The organism is Kocuria sp. TGY1127_2, assembly GCF_013394385.1.
Lineage (GTDB): Bacteria > Actinomycetota > Actinomycetes > Actinomycetales > Micrococcaceae > Rothia.
Genome location: NZ_AP022834.1, coordinates 2533979 through 2551549 on the forward strand (window position 1 = coordinate 2533979; position 17571 = coordinate 2551549).

Consider the following 17571-nt stretch of genomic DNA (forward strand, 5'->3'; position numbering starts at 1 on the left):
TCGCGGATCGCGACGACACATGGCAACTCTACCCGTCTGTTCTCCACGCGCATTACTGTTTCCGAAACGCCCGGAATCAACGCATTGACGTCCTATGAAGACCGGATGAGGACCAGAGCGCCGTCCCGGCCTTGTCGATGCTGCTCTGATCCCGGCTGTGCCAGCGGGCGGCGTCTCCAGACGGCCACATGACCGGCCATCTGAATTGGGCCGGCATTTCCGTGCCCGGCCAGTAATTCGTCCAGGGCCCGGAGCCGCTCGAAACTGGGAGACTCTCCCCCGCTTGCCACGATGGCACGGGCCAGCACACGCCGGCGCATCGCGGGATGGGCTGCGCGAAGTTCCGGCATGGACAACGCCCCTGCCGGCCGCTGGCCCTCTTTCATCGGTACGGGCTGATAGTCGGCAGGGTCCGCCGCTGCGGTTCGCGCGACCTCATCTGCTCGTTGTTCCAGGAATTCTGCATCCGGCCCCAAGACGGCCGCCGTCCGCGCGAGGGCTTGAGTTATCCCCGGCCCCATCCTCTCCTCGAGAAAGGGAAGGACCTCGTGCCGGACGAGGTTTCGACGAAACGCCAGATGCTCATTCGTAGGATCGTGCCAGGGCTCGATTCCCTCGGCCTCGCAGATCGCAAGCGTGTCTCGCCGGCGTAGGTCCAAGAACGGGCGAATCAGAAGAGCCGCGTCCTCGGTCGCCGGTTCGTCTATGCGTCGGGCCTGGGGCATACCGGACAGGGAACGGGTCCCCGAGCCTCGAGCGAGTCCCAGCATCACGGTTTCGGCCTGATCGTCCAGAGTATGGCCCAACAGAACGGCACGCGCTTCCTCCTCGCGGGCCGTGCGGTCGAGCACCTCATAGCGGGCCGTGCGGGCGGCCATTTCGGGTCCCATTCCTTGACTTCTGACCACCGCACGAACCGTGCGCACCGGGTCGAGACCGAGCCTCCGACACTCTGTCGCGGCTCGCTCGGCTTGTTCCGAACTGCCGTCCTGGAGAGCGTGGTCCACGATGACGGCACCCACCCGCAGATCCCCGCGTCGGGCGAAATGCGCCGCGACGGAGGCCAAAGCCAGCGAATCGGGGCCGCCACTGCACGCGACCAGAGCCAAAGGCACATCCCCGGCTTCGTCAGGTACGTCGCCTCGGGTCCGGCCCGTGGGCGCCGCACAGAAGCCCGGGAGGTGATCCTCGAGGACATCGACAAATTTCTTGCGTGCCGACCCCACGGAGGGATGAAGCCGGCCTTTTCGCCCGGTCTGTGCCACTAGCTCGCGTCTCCGGAGAAGCCGCGGGCACTGGCGTCCCGTGGTATTCCGTCGAGGACCCGCTCGATCCAGAGCCTCGGATTGTGGATCTCGAGTTCGCTCGGGAGGTTTTCAGGGCCTTCCCAAATACGGTTGAACTGTTCCATTCCGCGTTCGTCGACGATGGTCTGGACGAAAGCCTGACCGTCACGGTACTGACGCATCTTGATGTCGAGCCCCATGGCCTTGCGGATCAGGGTATCGAGAGCGCCGCGGTTCTTGCCCCGGCTGTCGAAGCGACGCCGAATGGTCTTGACCGTGGGCACAATGCTCGAGTCGACGGCGTCCATCACGACGTTCGCGTGGCCTTCCATCAGACTCATGATCCCGGTCAGCTCCGAGAAAACGGCCGCCGATTCCTTGTCCAGCAAGGCCGTCATCCGGTTCTTGGGCACGGGGCGCAAGTCTTCCGAGGAGTTCGGCGTGGCGCCGTCGACCCGCGCCTTGGGAGAAGCCTCGTCTTTCTGGGTCGCATTGCGGACGACCTCGCTCGCCCCTTCGAGCAGCCGGTCCACGAGCTCCCGGCCGCCACCGGCAACGGACTGGGGCAATCGGGACATCAACCCGAGCATGTGCTCGCGCAACCACGGTGCCGCCGCGAACTGGACGCGGTGTGTTTGTTCGTGGAGACACACCCATAAGCGGAAATCTTCCGGTTCGAGGTTGAGCTCCTTTTCGATCATGACCATATTGGGGGCCACGAGGAGCAAACGACCGCCCGAAGCACCAAAGCCACCGAGCGCCGCGAACGGGTCGTACTGACCCAAGACCTTGCTCGACATGAACGAAAGGACTCCCCCGAGTTCGACGGCGGTGCCGACTTCGGCGACTTTGCGATCAACCTGCCCCATCTCGTCAAATCTTTCCTTCATCCCGGCTTGGACCAGCCGATTGAGGATGTAGGAGAAAGTTTGGGAATTTGCTCGAGACCATCCGGCCCGGTCCACCACCAGCACTTCGGAGTCGTGAAGATTCTCCGCCGCATCGAGCCTGGTGATCCGATGCACGTGATCCACGGATGCGGTCGCGTTGTATCGCACGGACTCGACGACTCGACGCGTTGCCCCAGCGGACAATTTGGGCCCGGCGGGAGTCAACCGCGCGGCGGTAGCGGCTGCGGCGTTCCAACTGATGATGTTCTCACTCATGATCCCTACGATGCCACACGACTTTGAACCCAACCTGAGCGGATCGGCCGATCCTGTCCGGAGAACTCCTCAGGGACGGCGCGTGCGATCGGACCGCTCGTCTTCCCGTCCGAGTACGGAGTTCAGAGTTTGGTCAACGCAGCGACCGAAGCATCGAGAGCGGTCGTTGCGGCCTCGGAATTCGTCACGTCGTTGACGACGAACGAGTAGGCCAAGAGGCGACCCTGCGACGTCGTGGTGTACCCGGTCAAGGAATTGACCTTGAGAAGTGTTCCCGTTTTCGCACGAGCGCTGCCCTGCGCGGCCGAGGCGTCATCGGCCTCGAAGCGACTCGCCAGAGTTCCTGTTCCGCCGGCGACGGGCAACGTTTCCGCCAGGTTAGAGGTCGCCGTTTCGGACTGGGTCGCGTGCGCGATGATCTGGGCCAGTGTTATGGGAGTCACGCGGTTGTCCGCGGACAGTCCGCAGGAGTCCTTCTGTATCAGTCCATCCGTGGAGATCCCCGCGCCGGTTAGCGTCTGCTTGACGGTTTTGATGGCGCCCTCGATGGATCCTTCATTGCCTGCGGCAATCGCGGCGTTACGACCCAGCACCTCGGCAAGAACATTGTCCGAATTCTCCATCATGTATTTGGCCTGTTCGAGCACCGTTGCGGATTCGACCGATCCCAGCCGTTGCGAGTCCGCGTGTTCGGCGGCCTCGGACGAGTCCGAGCCCGATGCGAAGCTGAGTCCTTGGCTCGCCCCGGCCTCGTTGAGGGCCTTGACGTAGCCGTTCAGGGCATCCGCCCCCGCATTCTGGGGGCGATGCGAAACATCCTCGCCGTCCGAGGGCCGTTGCGTGTGGTGGTCCCATAGCGCGATCGGAGAAATGGAGGTTACGTAACCGGCGTCGACATCGGCAGAGTCCCATGCCGGATTTGTTCCCTGCCCCGAATACATCGATGCATCCAGATTCACGGGAAGTTTTCCGCTGACGCCCTTGTCCTTGAGTTCCTGAATGGTCTGCGCCGCGAGCGTCTGCACGCCAGCGTGCCCCAACACGGAATTCTCGTCGGAGGTCCCACTCGAGAGCATCGTGTCGCCGCCGGCCACCAGGGTGACCGATTTCGAATCCTCCGACAGGTAGGAGTTCGTTTCATAACGCGAATTCGGATCGGCATGGCTAAGCAGCGCGAATTGCGTCAGCAGCTTGAGGTTCGACGCCGGAGTCACCGGACGCGTCGCATCATCCGAATACAGAACGTTTCCACTGGCCACGTCCACCACCTGGGAAGCCATCGTGCCGCCGCCGTCGAGCTTGCCGGATGCGGCCTCCAGCGGCCCCGCAAGGTCGGCGGGAGCTGGCTGGTCCGCATCGCCAGGGAGGTCCTTGACGGGATTGTCGACCGACGAGGCCGAGGCCAGCGCGTCGGGTTGGTCGGCTCCGGTCAAGGAGTCCCATTGTCCCGCGGCCGTGGGCACGAGCCATGCCCCGATCCCGATGCAGCCGACGGCGACGATGCCCGATGCGATCCACCATCCGCGTGACGTGTGCTGTTCGGATCGCTGCGGCTGACGCTTCCTCATCGGGACTCCTCGATTCGCTGGTGGTTCGGTCTTCGGTCAGAAGCCGGACGACCGCCGTCGCCCAGGTGCTCCTTCACGAGTTTAGGCGCAAATCCGCCGATCTGGTTTTCCCAAAAGGCGATAAGGGGCGATAGATTGAGGGGTAGAAAAGCCGAGAACAAGGCACCGAAATCACGAAATCCGCAACTATCCATCCTCTAGGAGAACCATTCATGGAACTTGATGTCACGATCGAGATCCCCCAGGGATCCCGCGTTAAGTACGAGATCGACCACGAGACCGGCCGCCTCCGCCTGGATCGTGTCCTCTTCACGTCGATGCAGTACCCCACCCACTACGGATACTTCGAGAACACCCTCGGCGAAGACGGCGATCCGCTCGACGCCATGGTCGTGATGGATTACGACATCATTCCCGGCGTGATCGTCGAGGCTCGCCCAATCGGCGTCTTCAACATGACGGACGAAGCCGGCGGAGACGCCAAGATCCTTTGCGTTCCGACCGACAAGCGCTTCGACAATATCCAGACCCTGGACGACGTCGAGGACTACAAGAAGGACGAGATCAAGCACTTCTTCGAGCGCTACAAGGATCTCGAACCCGGCAAGTGGGTCAAGGGCGAAGGCTGGGGCTCCAAGGAAGAAGCCGAGCGTCTCATCACCGAGGCCGTCGAGCGGTCCAAGTAGCCCGAGTTCGATTCCGGCGCTCAGGCGCGGAACGACTCGTCGCTTTGCTTTCCAACGGGCGGCGTCGCGAACCATTGGTTCGCGACGCCGCCCGTTTTTCGTCTACCGGTCCAGGTGCAGGAATCCGCGCAACAACGACTCCGTGCCCTGCACGTGATTCCGAGCGACGGACTCGGCAAGTTCTGGCTCCCCCTCGAGTATCGCTTCGACGAGTTCGCGGTGCTGATCATTCGAATGCTTGAGATTGGAAGCCAGCAGAGGAATCCTGTTCAGCAGATCGTTGACCAGGGCACGTGACTCAATGACGCACTCAGTCAGTCGACGAGATCCCGTGGCTTCGGCTATGGCGATGTGAAGTCTCGAATCCAGCCGTCGGTAGTGTTCTGCCGGAGCTTCCATGACCGCCTGGGACGCCGTCCGAAGGTCTCGACGCTGCCGGGCGGTCAGGTCGGACTCCGCCGCCAGCCGGGCGACCCCTGTTTCGACAACCGATCGATACAACAGAATGTCGTTGGCTTGGCTGGGGTCGACCTCTAGGGGAAGGTCCGTCTCCGGTACCGCAGTCGTCACGAATGTTCCTCCGTAGCGGCCCCTTCGGACTTCCAGGTATCCGTGTCCCTGAAGGTCGTGGAGGACGCTTCGAAGAGTCGACCGGGAAACGTGCATCTGTTCGGCTAGTTCCCGCTCCGAAGGCAGTTTTTCACCCGGTGGGATCGCCCCGACCTTGACCAGACGTACCAAGGCCTCGAAGGTCGCTTCCAGAGTATTTGCTGCGCGGACGGGACGAATCAACGAATGAGGATCCCCGAGATTGCGCTGACATCCCGTCGCTCCACCCGTCACCTGTCGACCACCCTTCTCTCGCGTCCCAATTCATTTCATTCTAGTGACCTGGGCAAATATGGGGCATCCAAAGGTCTTAGGACAGACCCTTTGTCAGCGATGGGTGTCACTTTTATGCGCCCTCTTGACAGATTTATGTGACTTACCTCATGATAGTGAGCCACGTTAAAGGTTGTGAATAATACCTTTGATTGGAAGGGGCTCCATGACCGATCACGAACGGCACCAGTCCGATTACCTCAGGAAGAGACAACTCAACAGGGGCGCGGCGGGATGGATTCTGCTTGCCGGCCTGGGCGTCGCCTACGTCGTTTCCGGGGACTTCTCCGGGTGGAATCTGGGCCTCGCCCAAGGTGGGTGGGGAGGCCTGCTCATCGCATTCGTTCTGATGGGCCTTATGTACACCTGCATGGTCCTGGGTCTTGCCGAGCTCTCCTCGACCTTGCCGACGGCCGGGGCCGGATACGGATTCGCGCGGCGGGCCCTGGGCCCGCTCGGAGGGTTCGCAACTGGCATGGCCATCCTGATCGAATACGCCGTCGCACCCGCCGCGATTGCGACCTTCATCGGCGGATATATTGAGTCGCTCGGCCTCTTCGGAATCACGAATTCCTGGCCCCTGTACCTCGTGTTCTATCTCGTCTTCATCGGAATCCACTGCGTAGGAGTCGGCGAGGCTCTCAAGGTCATGTTCGTCATCACCGCGATTGCCGTAGCGGCCCTGATCGCCTTCGTCTGCGGTATGCTCCCCCACTTCGATCCCTCGAATCTGGTGGACTTCGAGCCTGTCTCGGCGGCGGGCTCCAACTCATTCCTTCCGTTCGGGTTCGCCGGAGTCCTCGCAGCCCTCGTGTACGGGATCTGGTTCTTCTTGGCCGTCGAGGGGGTGCCGCTCGCAGCGGAGGAAACGGCCAATCCTCAACGCGATATGCCGAGGGGAATCGTAACGGCCATCCTGATTCTGCTCTGCTCAGGGCTGGCCGTCCTGGTCTTGGCGCCGGGAGGCGCAGGTGCGGTTGCCATGAGCACGTCGGAAAGTCCATTGCCGGATGCTCTGCGTGCCGTGTATGGGCGGGACAGCTGGTTGGCCCAGGCCGTCAATTACGCCGGGTTGGCAGGTCTGGTCGCGAGCTTCTTCTCCATCATCTTCGCGTACTCGCGGCAGCTCTTCGCTTTGTCCCGAGCCGGGTACCTGCCTCGCTGGTTGTCCCTCACGACCGGACGAAACACCCCGGCTCTGGCCCTCGTGGTCCCCGGGACCATCGGATTCATTCTTGCCGCCACCGTCCGAGACGGCGGCCTGCTGATCAACATCGCCGTATTCGGCGCCACTGTTTCCTATGTACTGCTCAATCTCTCCCACGTCATCCTGCGCGTACGGGAACCAGATTTAAAGCGCGGTTATTACACCCCGGGTGGGATCGTGACGACCTCGATCTCCTTGGTTCTGGCTGTCATCGCCGTGATCGCCACTTTCGTGGTCGACGTCACCGCCGCGTCGTACACACTCGGGGTCTTTGTACTTTCACTGGCCTACTTCTGGTTCTACAGCCGTCACAGAGTGGTCACCAGTGCACCGGAAGAAGAATTCGCTTCGATAGCCGAAGCCGAATCACGCCTCAAATGAACGCCTAGGAGCCCAACCCAGTATCGGCTCCGGAGAAAGGATCACTCATGCCGGATTCAGGGAAATTGCCTGGAATGCTCGACCTCGATGAACTCGAGGCGCTGGTGGGCAAGGGGGAAATCGACACTGTCGTCGTCGGCATCACCGACGCTATGGGCAGACTTCAAGGGAAGAGATGCGGCGCCCAATTCTTCCTTGACGACGTCGCCCACCACGGGGTCGAAGGGTGCAACTACCTCCTGGCGGTGGACGTGGACAACAACACCGTGGACGGATACTCGTGCTCGTCGTGGGAAAACGGCTACGGCGATCTGGTCATGAAGCCGGACTTCGCGACACTGCGGAGGCTGCCCTGGCTGCCGGGTTCGGCGCTGGTTCTGTGCGATATCCACTCGACGGACGGACGTCCGATCCCGATGTCGCCGAGGCAATTGCTGAAGCAGCAGATCGACCGGCTGGAATCCTTGGGGTATCGGGCAAATGCGGCGACGGAACTCGAGTTCATCCTGTTCGAGACAGACTACGAGCACGCCCATACGCGCCACTACGCGGATCTCGAACCGTCCACGCAACACAATGTGGACTATTCCCTATTGGCCACGTCGCGCCTCGAACCGGTGATCCGGGATATCCGGGTCGGCATGGAACACGCCGGGATGACCGTCGAAGCCTCCAAGGGAGAATGCAACTTCGGCCAGCAGGAAATCACTTTCCGATACCGGGACGCCCTCACAGCCTGCGACAATCACAGCATTTACAAGGCTGGGGCCAAGGAGATCGCTGCACAGCACGGTAGATCGATCACGTTCATGGCCAAGTACAACGAGCGCGAAGGCAATTCCTGTCACGTTCACTTCAGCCTCACTGACTTGGATGGGAACCCAGTCTCGACCGGAGACAGCGAATACGGGTTCAGCCCAGTGTTCGAACACATGATTGCCGGGCAGATCGCTTGCTTATCGGATTTCTCCCTCTTCTTCGCCCCCAACATCAATTCCTACAAGCGCTTCCGAGAAGGCAGTTTTGCGCCGACCGCGATCGCGTGGGGCAAGGACAACCGCAGTTGCGCCCTCCGAGTCGTGGGCGAGGACTGTTCACTGCGGGTCGAGAACCGGGTCGGCGGGGGCGACGTCAACCCATACCTGATCGTTGCCGCGATCATCGCAGCGACCTGCCACGGGATCGAAAAGGCTCTCCCGATTCCGCCGATCACCACCGGCAGCGCCTATGTGACCGAGGCCGACAGAGTTCCCGGTTCTCTCGCTCAGGCCAGGGACTCGTTCACCAAGAGCACGATTGCCCGCGAGCTGTTCGGTGACCAGGTCGTCGATCACTACACCCACGCTGCCGACATAGAACTGGAAGCGTTCGGACGAGCCGTGACCGATTGGGAAAGGGAGAGAGGCTTTGAACGACTCTGACAACATACCCGTCATTGGGGTCACCACGTACTATCAGGACGCTCAGTGGGGAGACTGGAGTGGTGAGGCCGCCATTCTCCCGGGCAATTATCTGAACGCTCTGGTCGATGCCGGAAGCAGCCCAGTTCTTCTTCCGCCGAGAGGGACACACCCCGAATTTCTCAGGCTTCTGGACGGTCTGATGATCATTGGAGGACCCGACGTCGATCCGAACAGTTACAGCGAGGAGCCTCACCCTGCCACTGTCTCGGATCCTGACCGTGACGCTCACGAATTCGCGTTGCTCGGGGCGGCCGAAGCGGCCGATATTCCCCTCCTGTGCATTTGCCGCGGAGCCCAGATCCTGAACATCGCGCACGGAGGAACCCTGCATCAGCACTTGCCGGAAGTGCTTCCGGACGGTGGACGGTACCGCGCGGCACCCGCAGTCTTCACAGACACGGAAATCACGGTGGATCCCGGCACCCTCGCATACGGGATCCTGGGAGGTTCGTGCGTCGTCTCCTCGTATCACCACCAGGGCATCAATGCCGTCGGTCGGGACCTGAAGGTCACGGCGCGCTCGGCCGACGGACTGCCCCAGGTCCTGGAGAGCACCGGGGATGCCTGGCTCGTGGCCACCCAGTACCACCCGGAAGAAAAGCGTTTGGACGATGCCCGCCTCTTCTCCGCTTTCGTCAACGCCTGCCGCGAGCACGGTTCCGCACGAAAGGCATCAGATTCACCCAGACCATGGCAGAAGGAGGACCCGCGATGACGGTTCACGAAATCATCAATCCCGCGAATGAGATGAGGATCCAGGATGTTGAGCTCTTCGACCGGACGCGGACGGATGAGGCGATCGACCGGGCTGCCGTCGCTTTCGAGACCTGGAAGCATGTCGCCCCCGCGGAGAGGGCCAATATCATGCGCCGGTTCGCGCAATCTTTGGATGCCGCGCAAGAGGACCTGGCGCAAATGGAGGTCGCGAATGCGGGCCACGTCATCGGCAACGCCCGGTGGGAAGCCGGAAACGTGCGCGATGTCATCCAGTACTACTCGGCCGCACCTGAGCGTCTCCTCGGAGATCAGATCCCCGTCGAGGGCGGAATCAACGTCACGTTCCACGAGCCGCTCGGCGTCGTGGGAGTAATCGTTCCGTGGAACTTTCCGATGCCCATCGCGGGATGGGCCATCGGTCCGGCCCTGGCCGCGGGCAACACCGTGGTTCTCAAACCGGCCGAGCTCACGCCGCTGACCGCCCTGCGCATAGGACGAATAGCTCAGGACTCCGGCATCCCGGATGGGGTGCTCCAGGTTCTCCCTGGCAAGGGATCCGTGGTCGGAGAACGCTTCGTGACGCATCCGGCCGTCCGCAAAATCGTCTTCACAGGCTCCACCGCAGTCGGTCAACGAATCATGGCCGGCTGCGCCCCGCGGTCCAAGCGGGTCACATTGGAGATGGGCGGCAAGAACTCGAATATCGTCTTCGCCGACGCGGACGTCCGAGCAGCCGCACTCGCCGCACCCGGCGGTGCATTCGACAATGCGGGTCAAGATTGCTGCGCACGATCGAGGATCCTGGTGCAGGATTCGGTGTTCGACGAGTTCCTGGAACATCTGGAGTCTGCGGTCAAGAATTTCGTCGTGGGCGACCCTCTGGACGAGAGCTCGGATATGGGCCCTCTGATCTCGGCGGGACATCGTGATTCGGTCCTGGAATACGTTGATCAAGGAAACGTCGCTTTTAGGGGTTCGGCGCCCGCGGGCCCCGGCTTCTGGGTTCCGCCGACCGTTTTGATCGCCGATTCCGAAACCGAGAAATGTTTCACGGAGGAAATCTTCGGGCCGGTCGTCTCGGTCTTCAGGTTCCAGGACGAGGCCGAGGCTCTCCGCATCGCCAACAACACGGAATACGGGCTCTCCGGTTCCGTCTGGACCCGGGATCTCGGTCGGGCGCTGCGCGTGAGCCGAGGGGTCCAGTCAGGCAACCTCTCGGTCAATTCCCACAGTTCCGTGCGGTACTCCACGCCATTCGGAGGCTTCAAGCAGTCCGGGTTCGGCCGAGAACTCGGGCCCCACGCGGTCGAGGCCTTCACCGAGGTCAAGAACGTCTATTTTTCCAACAACTAACCACTTCACCCCGATTACAGGAGGAAACCATGACTGACGTCAAAGCACACCGGCTCGATGGAAAGAGCGCGGTCGTCACGGGCGGAGCTTCCGGCATCGGCCTCGCCACAGCCCGGCGCCTCGCGGCCGAAGGGGCGCGCGTGGTCATCGCTGACGTATCCGAGGAACAAGGACAGGCGGCGGCCAGCGAAGTCGACGGCCTCTTCGTGAAGACCGACGTGACGGACGCCGAGAGCGTCAGAGCCCTCTTCCAACGGACCAAGGATGAGTACGGTTCGGTGGATGTTGCGTTCAACAACGCCGGAATCTCACCCAGCGATGACGCATCGATCACCACAACCGGAATCGACGCGTGGAAACGGGTTCAGGACGTCAACCTCACAAGCGTTTTCCACTGCTGCAAGTACGCCCTGGAGCATATGCGGGCCCAACGCAGCGGGTCCATTATCAATACGGCCTCATTCGTTGCTGTGATGGGCGCAGCGACCTCCCAGATCTCATATTCCGCTTCCAAGGGCGGCGTTCTTGCCATGAGTCGCGAACTAGGCGTCGAATTCGCACGCGAGGGAATCAGAGTCAATGCCCTGTGCCCTGGTCCGGTCAACACACCATTGCTCAAAGAACTATTTGCCAAGGACCCCGAACAAGCACAGCGGCGCCTCGTCCACGTTCCAATGGGTCGCTTTGGGGAACCGGAAGAGATGGCCGCCGCGGTGGCATTTCTGGCTTCGGATGATTCCTCGTTCATCACCGCCAACACCTTCCTGGTCGACGGCGGACTCTCCGGAGCGTACGTCACCCCGGAGTAGACCCTGCACGGCCGACGAGTTGGCAAAAACGCGTCTCTCGACCCGTAGTGGTGCGGATTTGCCAACTCGCAGCCTCGGTTTCTATGGGACCAAGTACTCCAGCGCCGCGAGCACCTGGGCTCGCGTTCCGGTCTCGATGGTCGGGTGAATCACCGGGTAGAAGAAAGGCGAATGGTTCGCCGGGATGTCTTCCTGCAATCTGCCGTTCTTCACCGCGTCAGCGTATTTCTTCTCATCCGCGCCTCCGAAGAACCAGTAACAATACGGCACCCCGAAAGCGTCCGGGAGTTCGCTGAAGTCCTCGGAAGCCGTCGCGGGGGATCCTGTCTGGAGAACGCCCTCGTCGAATCCGGATGTGAAGGCTCGGCTGAGACGGTCGGTCACGTCGGCGTCGTTCTCCGTGAGCGGGAACTGGTCGTAGTACTCGAATTCCGGGTCCTCGGGCGAGCCGGCGGCCTGGCACTCGCCGCGGACAATTCGCTCGATCGATGCGATCACGCGGTTGCGCACATCGTGGTCGTAGGTGCGAATATTCAAGCGCAATTCGGCTCGATCCGGAATCACGTTCGCTTGTTTGCCGGAGTTGAAGGCGCCCACAGTCACCACGGCGAACTCGCCCGGTTCGACCTCACGGGAAACGATCGACTGCAAGCGCAGCACGATGCTCGCGGCGAGTACGACAGGGTCTACCGACAGATGCGGCATCGAACCATGCGAACCGCGTCCGTGGACGGTGATGTGAATGGAGTCCGCCATGGAAAGCATGGGACCCGAGTGGGTATAGACGTGGCCGGCAGGCTTAGGCATCACGTGCTGCCCCAGGACGACCTCGGGGTGTGGGACCTTGTCCACAAGCCCGTCGTCGATCATGGCACTCGCGCCCTTGGCATTCTCCTCAGAAGGTTGGAACAATGCGACGTAGGTGCCCGACCATGCGTCTTTGTTCTGAACCAGGATCCGCACCGCGCCCAGAAGCGTGGCCATGTGCATATCGTGCCCGCAGGCGTGCATCACCCCATCGTTCTTCGAGGCGTAATCCAGACCGGTCCTTTCGCTCACGGGAAGTGCATCGATATCGGCACGCGCCATGATGATCGGCCCATCCCCGTTCTCGATCACCGCAACTACTCCGGTACCACCGATCACTTTCGGCTCAAGCCCCAAATCGCCCAGCTCTTTTTGCAACCGCTCCGACGTCCGGTGTTCTTTCAGACCCAATTCCGGATTGCGGTGGAGGTCCTTGTACAGCTCCTCTTGCCAGTTCAGCTGCTCGGCCAGCCCGGCGAAAATATCGCTGACGTTCTTTCCCATGGGTATCCCTCTCAATCCCTCTCAACTCGAGTACGCCCCGACCAGCATCAACCGGAGCGGGCGGTTGGGCTCACTCGGCCAAAGCCGCTCGGTACCCATCTTCCGCCTCTTGGCCGAACGGCACCAGAACGACGGTGCGAATGGTGTCTCCGACTTGGTCTTCCATCGCACGGATCGCCTCCACGGCGATGCGCGTCGCGTCATCCATCGGCCAGCCGTAGACGCCAGCGGAAATGGTGGGGAACGCGACGGACTCCGCACCGTTTTCCGCGGCGATCTGCAACGCGCTGCGGTAGCAGGATGCGAGAACCGGAGCCTTTTCCGCGTACTTCTCCTCCGTCTTGGCGTAGGTGGGTCCCACGGTGTGAATGACCCACTGCGCCGGCAAATCACCAGCGGTCGTGGCCACTGCCCGACCCGCAGGAAGCCCGTCAGGGAAGTCCGTCTCCCGGACTTTCTTGCACTCCTCTAGGATCGCAGGCCCGCCCGCACGGTGAATCGCCCCGTCCACGCCGCCACCTCCCATCAACGATGAATTGGCGGCGTTGACGATCGCGTCGGCCTCGACCTCGGTAATGTCTCCCGGACGTATCTCTATATCCATGTGCCCAGCCTAAAGCCGGGAACCGGAACACGGACCGATAGTTTTCGATGGGATCTCGGGACCCGGGCGAGCAGATGGCAATTGTCTAGTTGCGAGCGAGCATCATCTCTCGGGCATTTCGTGCCAGACCTCGGCCCGCACGGACGGTGCGGTACGCCGCATAGCGAGCCGTCGAGACGGCCAGATCCCATGTGCCCGCGAGTTCGACGTCGTCACCACCGAACGACCTCTTGAACCGCGTGAACCCTGCCCAGGGGTGCGTCGGCGAATCCGTAGGCGCAATACCGAACAGATCGGCGACGGAGCTACCGCGCTCGGCGGCGTCCAGAATGGCCTGGGCAATCATCGGCTGATTCGGGCGCATCCTGCGATATTCGGGGCGCATTCCCGCGTGGGCGAAAATCCTCGTGCTCGGGGAATCATAGACAAACGCAGATGCGACGACTCGCCCTTCATGGAATGTCATATAGACCCTTCCCGCATCTGCGGGCATCAGGGAGCGGGCCACCGCCCGCAGATAGTCGGCGTCGTGCGCAACGAACCCTTTGCGCTCAGCACTTGCGTGGTTCAGTGCGATGAGTTCTTCCACAGCCTCCGGGTCCTGGCTCGACTCAATGCTCAAGCCCTTGTCCCGATGCCGACGCCACAGGTTCCGATTGGTTCCCGTCATGCCAGCCAGGATCCTTTCCGGATCCGTCGTGAGATCGATCCAGCGGGTACGACGCGGCTGAATGTCCCTGGGCGCCTCATGGGCACCGAGTTCCAGAAGTTCGGAACGGACTCGGGGCGCGCTCATGGGCTGGGTACCGTCTGCGACGACGGGTTCGATCCTCAACCAACCAACGCCCTCGTGACTCGCGGCATCCCGAAGGACCTTGACCGCGGTCTCGAGGGCCTCGACGTCCTCGACGACCGGGCCATACGGGACATACCAAATACACCCCAGCACGTTGTTCTCCTCGATGACCAGCGCCGACCATCCTGGGCCGCCCAACCGATGAGTCTTGTGGCCCAGGGCAGTTTGGGTCCGTGCCCACAATCGCCCCTGAAGCACTGTTTGCGGACCAGCAATCCCTTTCGCCTGAGCGAGCGGTACTGACATGGGCGAATCTGTATATTGAAGCGGTGACATCGGCGTCGTCCCTCTCCGGTTCTGGGTGATCAACATGGATCAGCACAGACGCCGGAAAACGCCGCCCTGCTGATTGTCTCTACCCTGTATTCGGAGCCGAGGAGGCGTTCGGATTCATCATCGTGCTGGTTATTTTCAGCCGGAGACTATTCGCTGTGCGAAGTGGACAAGGTATTCGTTCAGTTGCCGTGCCGCTTGCTCACCGCCAGAGAGATCCTGTACTGCGATGGCCGTGAGCATCTCGCGGTGCAACTTGGCCCCTGTGCGCACTTCGGAATCGTCGACGACGTGGGCGGTCCAGAAACGACGCGAAAGGTTCTGCAGTGGGACCATCGCATCCTGCAGATAATCGTTGTGACTTGCCTTGAGAATCAGACCATGTGTCTGCCGGACGGTTTCCGAGTAAGTGTCGAGCGTGAATTCCTCCGTTTTCAAGCGCTCGGCCAATTGCCCCATGTCATCACGTTCCTCGTTCGAAGAACGTTCACAGGCCAATTGAACCGCCAGAGGATCCAGAACCCGCCGCATCTCGAGGATACGCAACTCCGCTTCGACGCTGACCTGGGGCACCAGAATGCCGCGGCTTGGGTGGATCTCAACCATACGTTCACGCGCGAGTCGATGGACGGCCTCCCGTACCGGTGTGCGGCCCAGCCCGGTCCATTCCATGAAATCGGCCTCGGAAACGAACGTGAGCGGTTCGATCTCCCCATGGATGATCATGTGCTCAATGCTCGTGTAAGCCACGTCGGTGAGGGTGGTGCGGGACCGTGTCCGAGTGGGACGGTTCATGGTCATCCTCTCTAAGAGTCAGTACTGAAATTTTTGCATAACCCTGGCATATACAGCCAATATATCGGTAGAGTATCGCAAATAAGAGTGTCAGCAGTCACACTGACCAAAGGATTCAAGGAGATACTCATGGCCACTCCAACAGCGGGGCCCAAAACCATGGAGCTGCGATCCATTGACTGGATCCCTCCCAAGGAGCGGCACGGTTCCCCCGTCTCTCTCTTCTTCCTCTGGTTCGCGGCCAACAGCTCGATCACGGCTTTGGTCACCGGCGGCCTCTTCGTCCTGTTGGGAAATTCCGCCCTGTGGTCGATTCCCGCCATCATCATCGGCAACCTGATAGGTGGCTTCATTACGGCACTGCACTCCGCCCAGGGGCCGCAACTTGGCGTTCCGCAAATGATCCAAAGCCGCGCACAATTCGGTTATTACGGCGCTATCTTGCCGTTGGTCCTGGCTCTCATCATTTACATCGGTTTCTATGCAACGGGGTTGGTGCTCGGAGGGCAGGCTCTGGCAACGCTTCTTCACGTCAGCGTGAGATTCGGTGCGATCATCTTCGCCGTGTTCTCCACGGTCCTCGCCATCGCAGGGTACAAGTGGATCCACAAGTTCTCCCACGCCGCATCGGTTTTGAGCGGGATCGTGTTCATCCTTCTGCTGATCATCATTCTGGGCGGTCCCATGAGGAGCGACATCACCGCACATACGAACTTCGCGCTGGCACCGTTCATCCTCGGCATCTCGTTGTCCGCGTCGTGGCAACTGACTTTCGGTCCGTACATTGCCGATTACAGCCGGTATCTCCCGGAGTCGACGTCGCAGAAATCGACTATCGGGTGGACCTTTGCCGGGAGTTTCGTCGGAGCGACCCTGGCGATGACGGTCGGCGCCTTTGCTGCCCAGATCGGAGGCGATGCCTTCAGCGAGCACCAGGTCGGTTTTCTTTCGGGGCTCGCCGGATCATTCTTCTGGCTCGTACTGCTGGCCGTCGTCGTCGGCAAGCTCACCGGAAATACGCTGAGTTCTTACGGTGGCTTCATGTCTCTGGCAACCATCGTGACCGCGGTCGCCCGACACGAGGTCATCAAACCTCGCGCCCGCTCAATCTATGTACTAATCATTTCGCTCTTCGCGGTCGTGATTGCGTTACTGGCCTCGGATAACTTCGTCGCAGTCTTCACCGACTTCCTCATGTTCCTCCTGTACTTCATGACACCGTGGTCCGCCATCAACCTGGTCGACTACTACCTGGTCCGTCACAAGAAGTACGACGTCGACGCTCTGTTCCAACGCAATGGGCCCTATGGAACCATCAACAAGGGGGCATTCGTCGCGTACTTCGCGGCCGTTTTGGTCCAGGTCCCCTTCATGAACAGTTCCCTCTACGTCGGCCCGGTCGCGAATCTTTTCGGCGGTGCCGAAATAGCGTGGCTGATCGGCCTCGTCGTCGCAGGTGGCCTGTACCTTCTGATCGCCAGGATCAAAGGCGTAGGTCGTGAGCCCGTACCCTCAGAAGACGTCTCTTCTCCTCACTATGAAAGGTATGCACAGTGAAATACGATCCCAACGAGACAGAACGCCCGCTCGCCCATTCCCCCTTCAAAGCGCTCACGGTTCCCCGCCCGATCGGTTGGCTTTCGAGCATCAGCGAAAACGGCGTCGAGAACATTGCGCCCTACAGCCAATGGCAGAACCTGACCTTCGATCCGCCGATGGTCATGTTCGCGGCCAACCAGTACCCGGACGGGCGGCGCAAGGACACCGTGATCAACGCGGAGAAAACCGGCTGGTTCGTATGGAACATGGCCACGTGGGATCTGAGGGACGCAGTCAACACGAGCGCGATGGCTCTGGACGCGCACGAGAACGAATTCGACCGTCTCGACGTCACCAAGGTCACGGCCGACCTTTCCTCAACGCCCATGGTTGCCGAGAGTCCATTCCACTACGAGTGCAAGTACCTGACGACCCACCGGCTGCCTGGTCGGTCTAATGTCGGGAGCATCGATGTGGTCTACGCGACGGTCGAACGGATCCACCTTGATGAGCAGTATCTGACCGACGACGGGCGGGTCGACATCACGGCCGCTCGCCCGATCGCGCGCATGGGATACTTCGACTACACCGTGGTCACCGAGACCTTCGAAATGCGAGTGCCCGGTGCCGACGCGAATGCCCAGGCAGGGCTCGGCGGCAACCCGCGGTGATTCG

The 17571-nt window shown here is 61.2% G+C and carries 16 protein-coding genes; 8 read left to right on the forward strand and 8 right to left on the reverse strand.

Going from position 1 to position 17571, the window contains the following annotated elements:
* Positions 1-92: 92 nt before the first annotated feature.
* The 3 genes from tilS to dacB all read right to left on the reverse strand — a co-directional run bounded on the left by tilS (position 93) and on the right by dacB (position 4020).
* Positions 93-1265 carry a tRNA lysidine(34) synthetase TilS gene (tilS, locus tag sake_RS11305; protein WP_178946062.1) on the reverse strand — a complete coding sequence of 391 codons (1173 nt, stop codon included), beginning with the start codon at positions 1263-1265 and terminating at the stop codon, positions 93-95.
* A complete protein-coding gene (locus sake_RS11310) occupies positions 1265-2452 on the reverse strand; it encodes a zinc-dependent metalloprotease (RefSeq protein WP_129360424.1) in 1188 nt (395 codons plus the stop codon). The genes tilS and sake_RS11310 overlap by 1 nt, the downstream gene beginning before the upstream one ends.
* A gap of 122 nt (positions 2453-2574) precedes the next feature.
* Positions 2575-4020: a D-alanyl-D-alanine carboxypeptidase/D-alanyl-D-alanine-endopeptidase gene (gene dacB / locus sake_RS11315; RefSeq protein ID WP_178946063.1), complete on the reverse strand. Its 1446-nt coding sequence runs from the start codon at positions 4018-4020 to the stop codon at positions 2575-2577.
* A 212-nt stretch (positions 4021-4232) separates the two neighbouring features.
* Here dacB and ppa point away from each other — a divergent pair, with 212 nt between their 5' ends.
* Positions 4233-4706, forward strand: a complete 474-nt coding sequence (gene ppa, locus sake_RS11320) for an inorganic diphosphatase (RefSeq protein ID WP_129360422.1) — start codon at positions 4233-4235, stop codon at positions 4704-4706.
* A gap of 102 nt (positions 4707-4808) precedes the next feature.
* Here ppa and sake_RS11325 read toward each other — a convergent pair whose 3' ends face one another.
* Complete coding sequence (locus sake_RS11325) at positions 4809-5498, reverse strand: FadR/GntR family transcriptional regulator (protein ID WP_129360421.1); 690 nt, start codon at positions 5496-5498, stop codon at positions 4809-4811.
* A 256-nt stretch (positions 5499-5754) separates the two neighbouring features.
* Between sake_RS11325 and eat the strand changes: the two genes are divergently transcribed.
* Genes eat through sake_RS11350 form a run of 5 tightly spaced genes read left to right on the forward strand, consistent with a single transcriptional unit; the run spans position 5755 to position 11518 of the window.
* A complete protein-coding gene (gene eat, locus sake_RS11330) occupies positions 5755-7176 on the forward strand; it encodes an ethanolamine permease (RefSeq protein ID WP_178946065.1) in 1422 nt (473 codons plus the stop codon).
* Positions 7177-7223: 47 nt separating this feature from the next.
* Positions 7224-8597 (forward strand): glutamine synthetase family protein, encoded by a 1374-nt coding sequence (locus sake_RS11335; RefSeq protein ID WP_207718907.1) that lies wholly within the window; start codon positions 7224-7226, stop codon positions 8595-8597.
* The gene (locus sake_RS11340; protein ID WP_129360419.1) at positions 8584-9354 is read left to right on the forward strand and encodes a gamma-glutamyl-gamma-aminobutyrate hydrolase family protein; all 771 of its coding nucleotides are present in this window, start codon (positions 8584-8586) and stop codon (positions 9352-9354) included. Before sake_RS11335 ends, sake_RS11340 begins: the two co-directional genes overlap by 14 nt.
* On the forward strand, positions 9351-10709 hold the full coding sequence (locus sake_RS11345) for an aldehyde dehydrogenase (protein ID WP_178946066.1): 1359 nt from the start codon (positions 9351-9353) through the stop codon (positions 10707-10709). Before sake_RS11340 ends, sake_RS11345 begins: the two co-directional genes overlap by 4 nt.
* A 29-nt stretch (positions 10710-10738) precedes the next feature.
* Positions 10739-11518: a 3-oxoacyl-ACP reductase gene (locus sake_RS11350; protein WP_129360417.1), complete on the forward strand. Its 780-nt coding sequence runs from the start codon at positions 10739-10741 to the stop codon at positions 11516-11518.
* A gap of 81 nt (positions 11519-11599) precedes the next feature.
* Here sake_RS11350 and sake_RS11355 read toward each other — a convergent pair whose 3' ends face one another.
* From sake_RS11355 to sake_RS11370, 4 genes are all read right to left on the reverse strand, one after another.
* Positions 11600-12829 carry a M20 family metallopeptidase gene (locus sake_RS11355; RefSeq protein ID WP_129360416.1) on the reverse strand — a complete coding sequence of 410 codons (1230 nt, stop codon included), beginning with the start codon at positions 12827-12829 and terminating at the stop codon, positions 11600-11602.
* A 70-nt stretch (positions 12830-12899) separates the two neighbouring features.
* Complete coding sequence (locus sake_RS11360; RefSeq protein ID WP_178946067.1) at positions 12900-13433, reverse strand: O-acetyl-ADP-ribose deacetylase; 534 nt, start codon at positions 13431-13433, stop codon at positions 12900-12902.
* Between the two features lie 85 nt (positions 13434-13518).
* Positions 13519-14535 carry a peptidoglycan bridge formation glycyltransferase FemA/FemB family protein gene (locus tag sake_RS11365; RefSeq protein WP_178946068.1) on the reverse strand — a complete coding sequence of 339 codons (1017 nt, stop codon included), beginning with the start codon at positions 14533-14535 and terminating at the stop codon, positions 13519-13521.
* A gap of 165 nt (positions 14536-14700) precedes the next feature.
* The gene (locus sake_RS11370; RefSeq protein ID WP_178946069.1) at positions 14701-15357 is read right to left on the reverse strand and encodes a GntR family transcriptional regulator; all 657 of its coding nucleotides are present in this window, start codon (positions 15355-15357) and stop codon (positions 14701-14703) included.
* A 129-nt stretch (positions 15358-15486) separates the two neighbouring features.
* On the opposite strand from sake_RS11370, the gene sake_RS11375 reads away from it, so the two are divergent.
* Positions 15487-16914: a cytosine permease gene (locus sake_RS11375; RefSeq protein ID WP_129360413.1), complete on the forward strand. Its 1428-nt coding sequence runs from the start codon at positions 15487-15489 to the stop codon at positions 16912-16914.
* A complete protein-coding gene (locus tag sake_RS11380; protein ID WP_178946070.1) occupies positions 16911-17567 on the forward strand; it encodes a flavin reductase family protein in 657 nt (218 codons plus the stop codon). Before sake_RS11375 ends, sake_RS11380 begins: the two co-directional genes overlap by 4 nt.
* Positions 17568-17571: the final 4 nt, after the last annotated feature.

Excerpts from the sequence above, each read along its gene's own strand:
- sake_RS11310 (WP_129360424.1), bottom strand. The coding sequence starts at position 2,452 with ATGAGTGAGAACATCATCAGTTGGAACGCCGCAGCCGCTACCGCCGCG.
- dacB (WP_178946063.1), bottom strand. The coding sequence starts at position 4,020 with ATGAGGAAGCGTCAGCCGCAGCGATCCGAACAGCACACGTCACGCGGA.
- ppa (WP_129360422.1), top strand. The coding sequence starts at position 4,233 with ATGGAACTTGATGTCACGATCGAGATCCCCCAGGGATCCCGCGTTAAG.
- eat (WP_178946065.1), top strand. The coding sequence starts at position 5,755 with ATGACCGATCACGAACGGCACCAGTCCGATTACCTCAGGAAGAGACAA.
- sake_RS11335 (WP_207718907.1), top strand. The coding sequence starts at position 7,224 with ATGCCGGATTCAGGGAAATTGCCTGGAATGCTCGACCTCGATGAACTC.
- sake_RS11345 (WP_178946066.1), top strand. The coding sequence starts at position 9,351 with ATGACGGTTCACGAAATCATCAATCCCGCGAATGAGATGAGGATCCAG.
- sake_RS11350 (WP_129360417.1), top strand. The coding sequence starts at position 10,739 with ATGACTGACGTCAAAGCACACCGGCTCGATGGAAAGAGCGCGGTCGTC.
- sake_RS11355 (WP_129360416.1), bottom strand. The coding sequence starts at position 12,829 with ATGGGAAAGAACGTCAGCGATATTTTCGCCGGGCTGGCCGAGCAGCTG.
- sake_RS11360 (WP_178946067.1), bottom strand. The coding sequence starts at position 13,433 with ATGGATATAGAGATACGTCCGGGAGACATTACCGAGGTCGAGGCCGAC.
- sake_RS11365 (WP_178946068.1), bottom strand. The coding sequence starts at position 14,535 with ATGTCAGTACCGCTCGCTCAGGCGAAAGGGATTGCTGGTCCGCAAACA.
- sake_RS11370 (WP_178946069.1), bottom strand. The coding sequence starts at position 15,357 with ATGAACCGTCCCACTCGGACACGGTCCCGCACCACCCTCACCGACGTG.
- sake_RS11375 (WP_129360413.1), top strand. The coding sequence starts at position 15,487 with ATGGCCACTCCAACAGCGGGGCCCAAAACCATGGAGCTGCGATCCATT.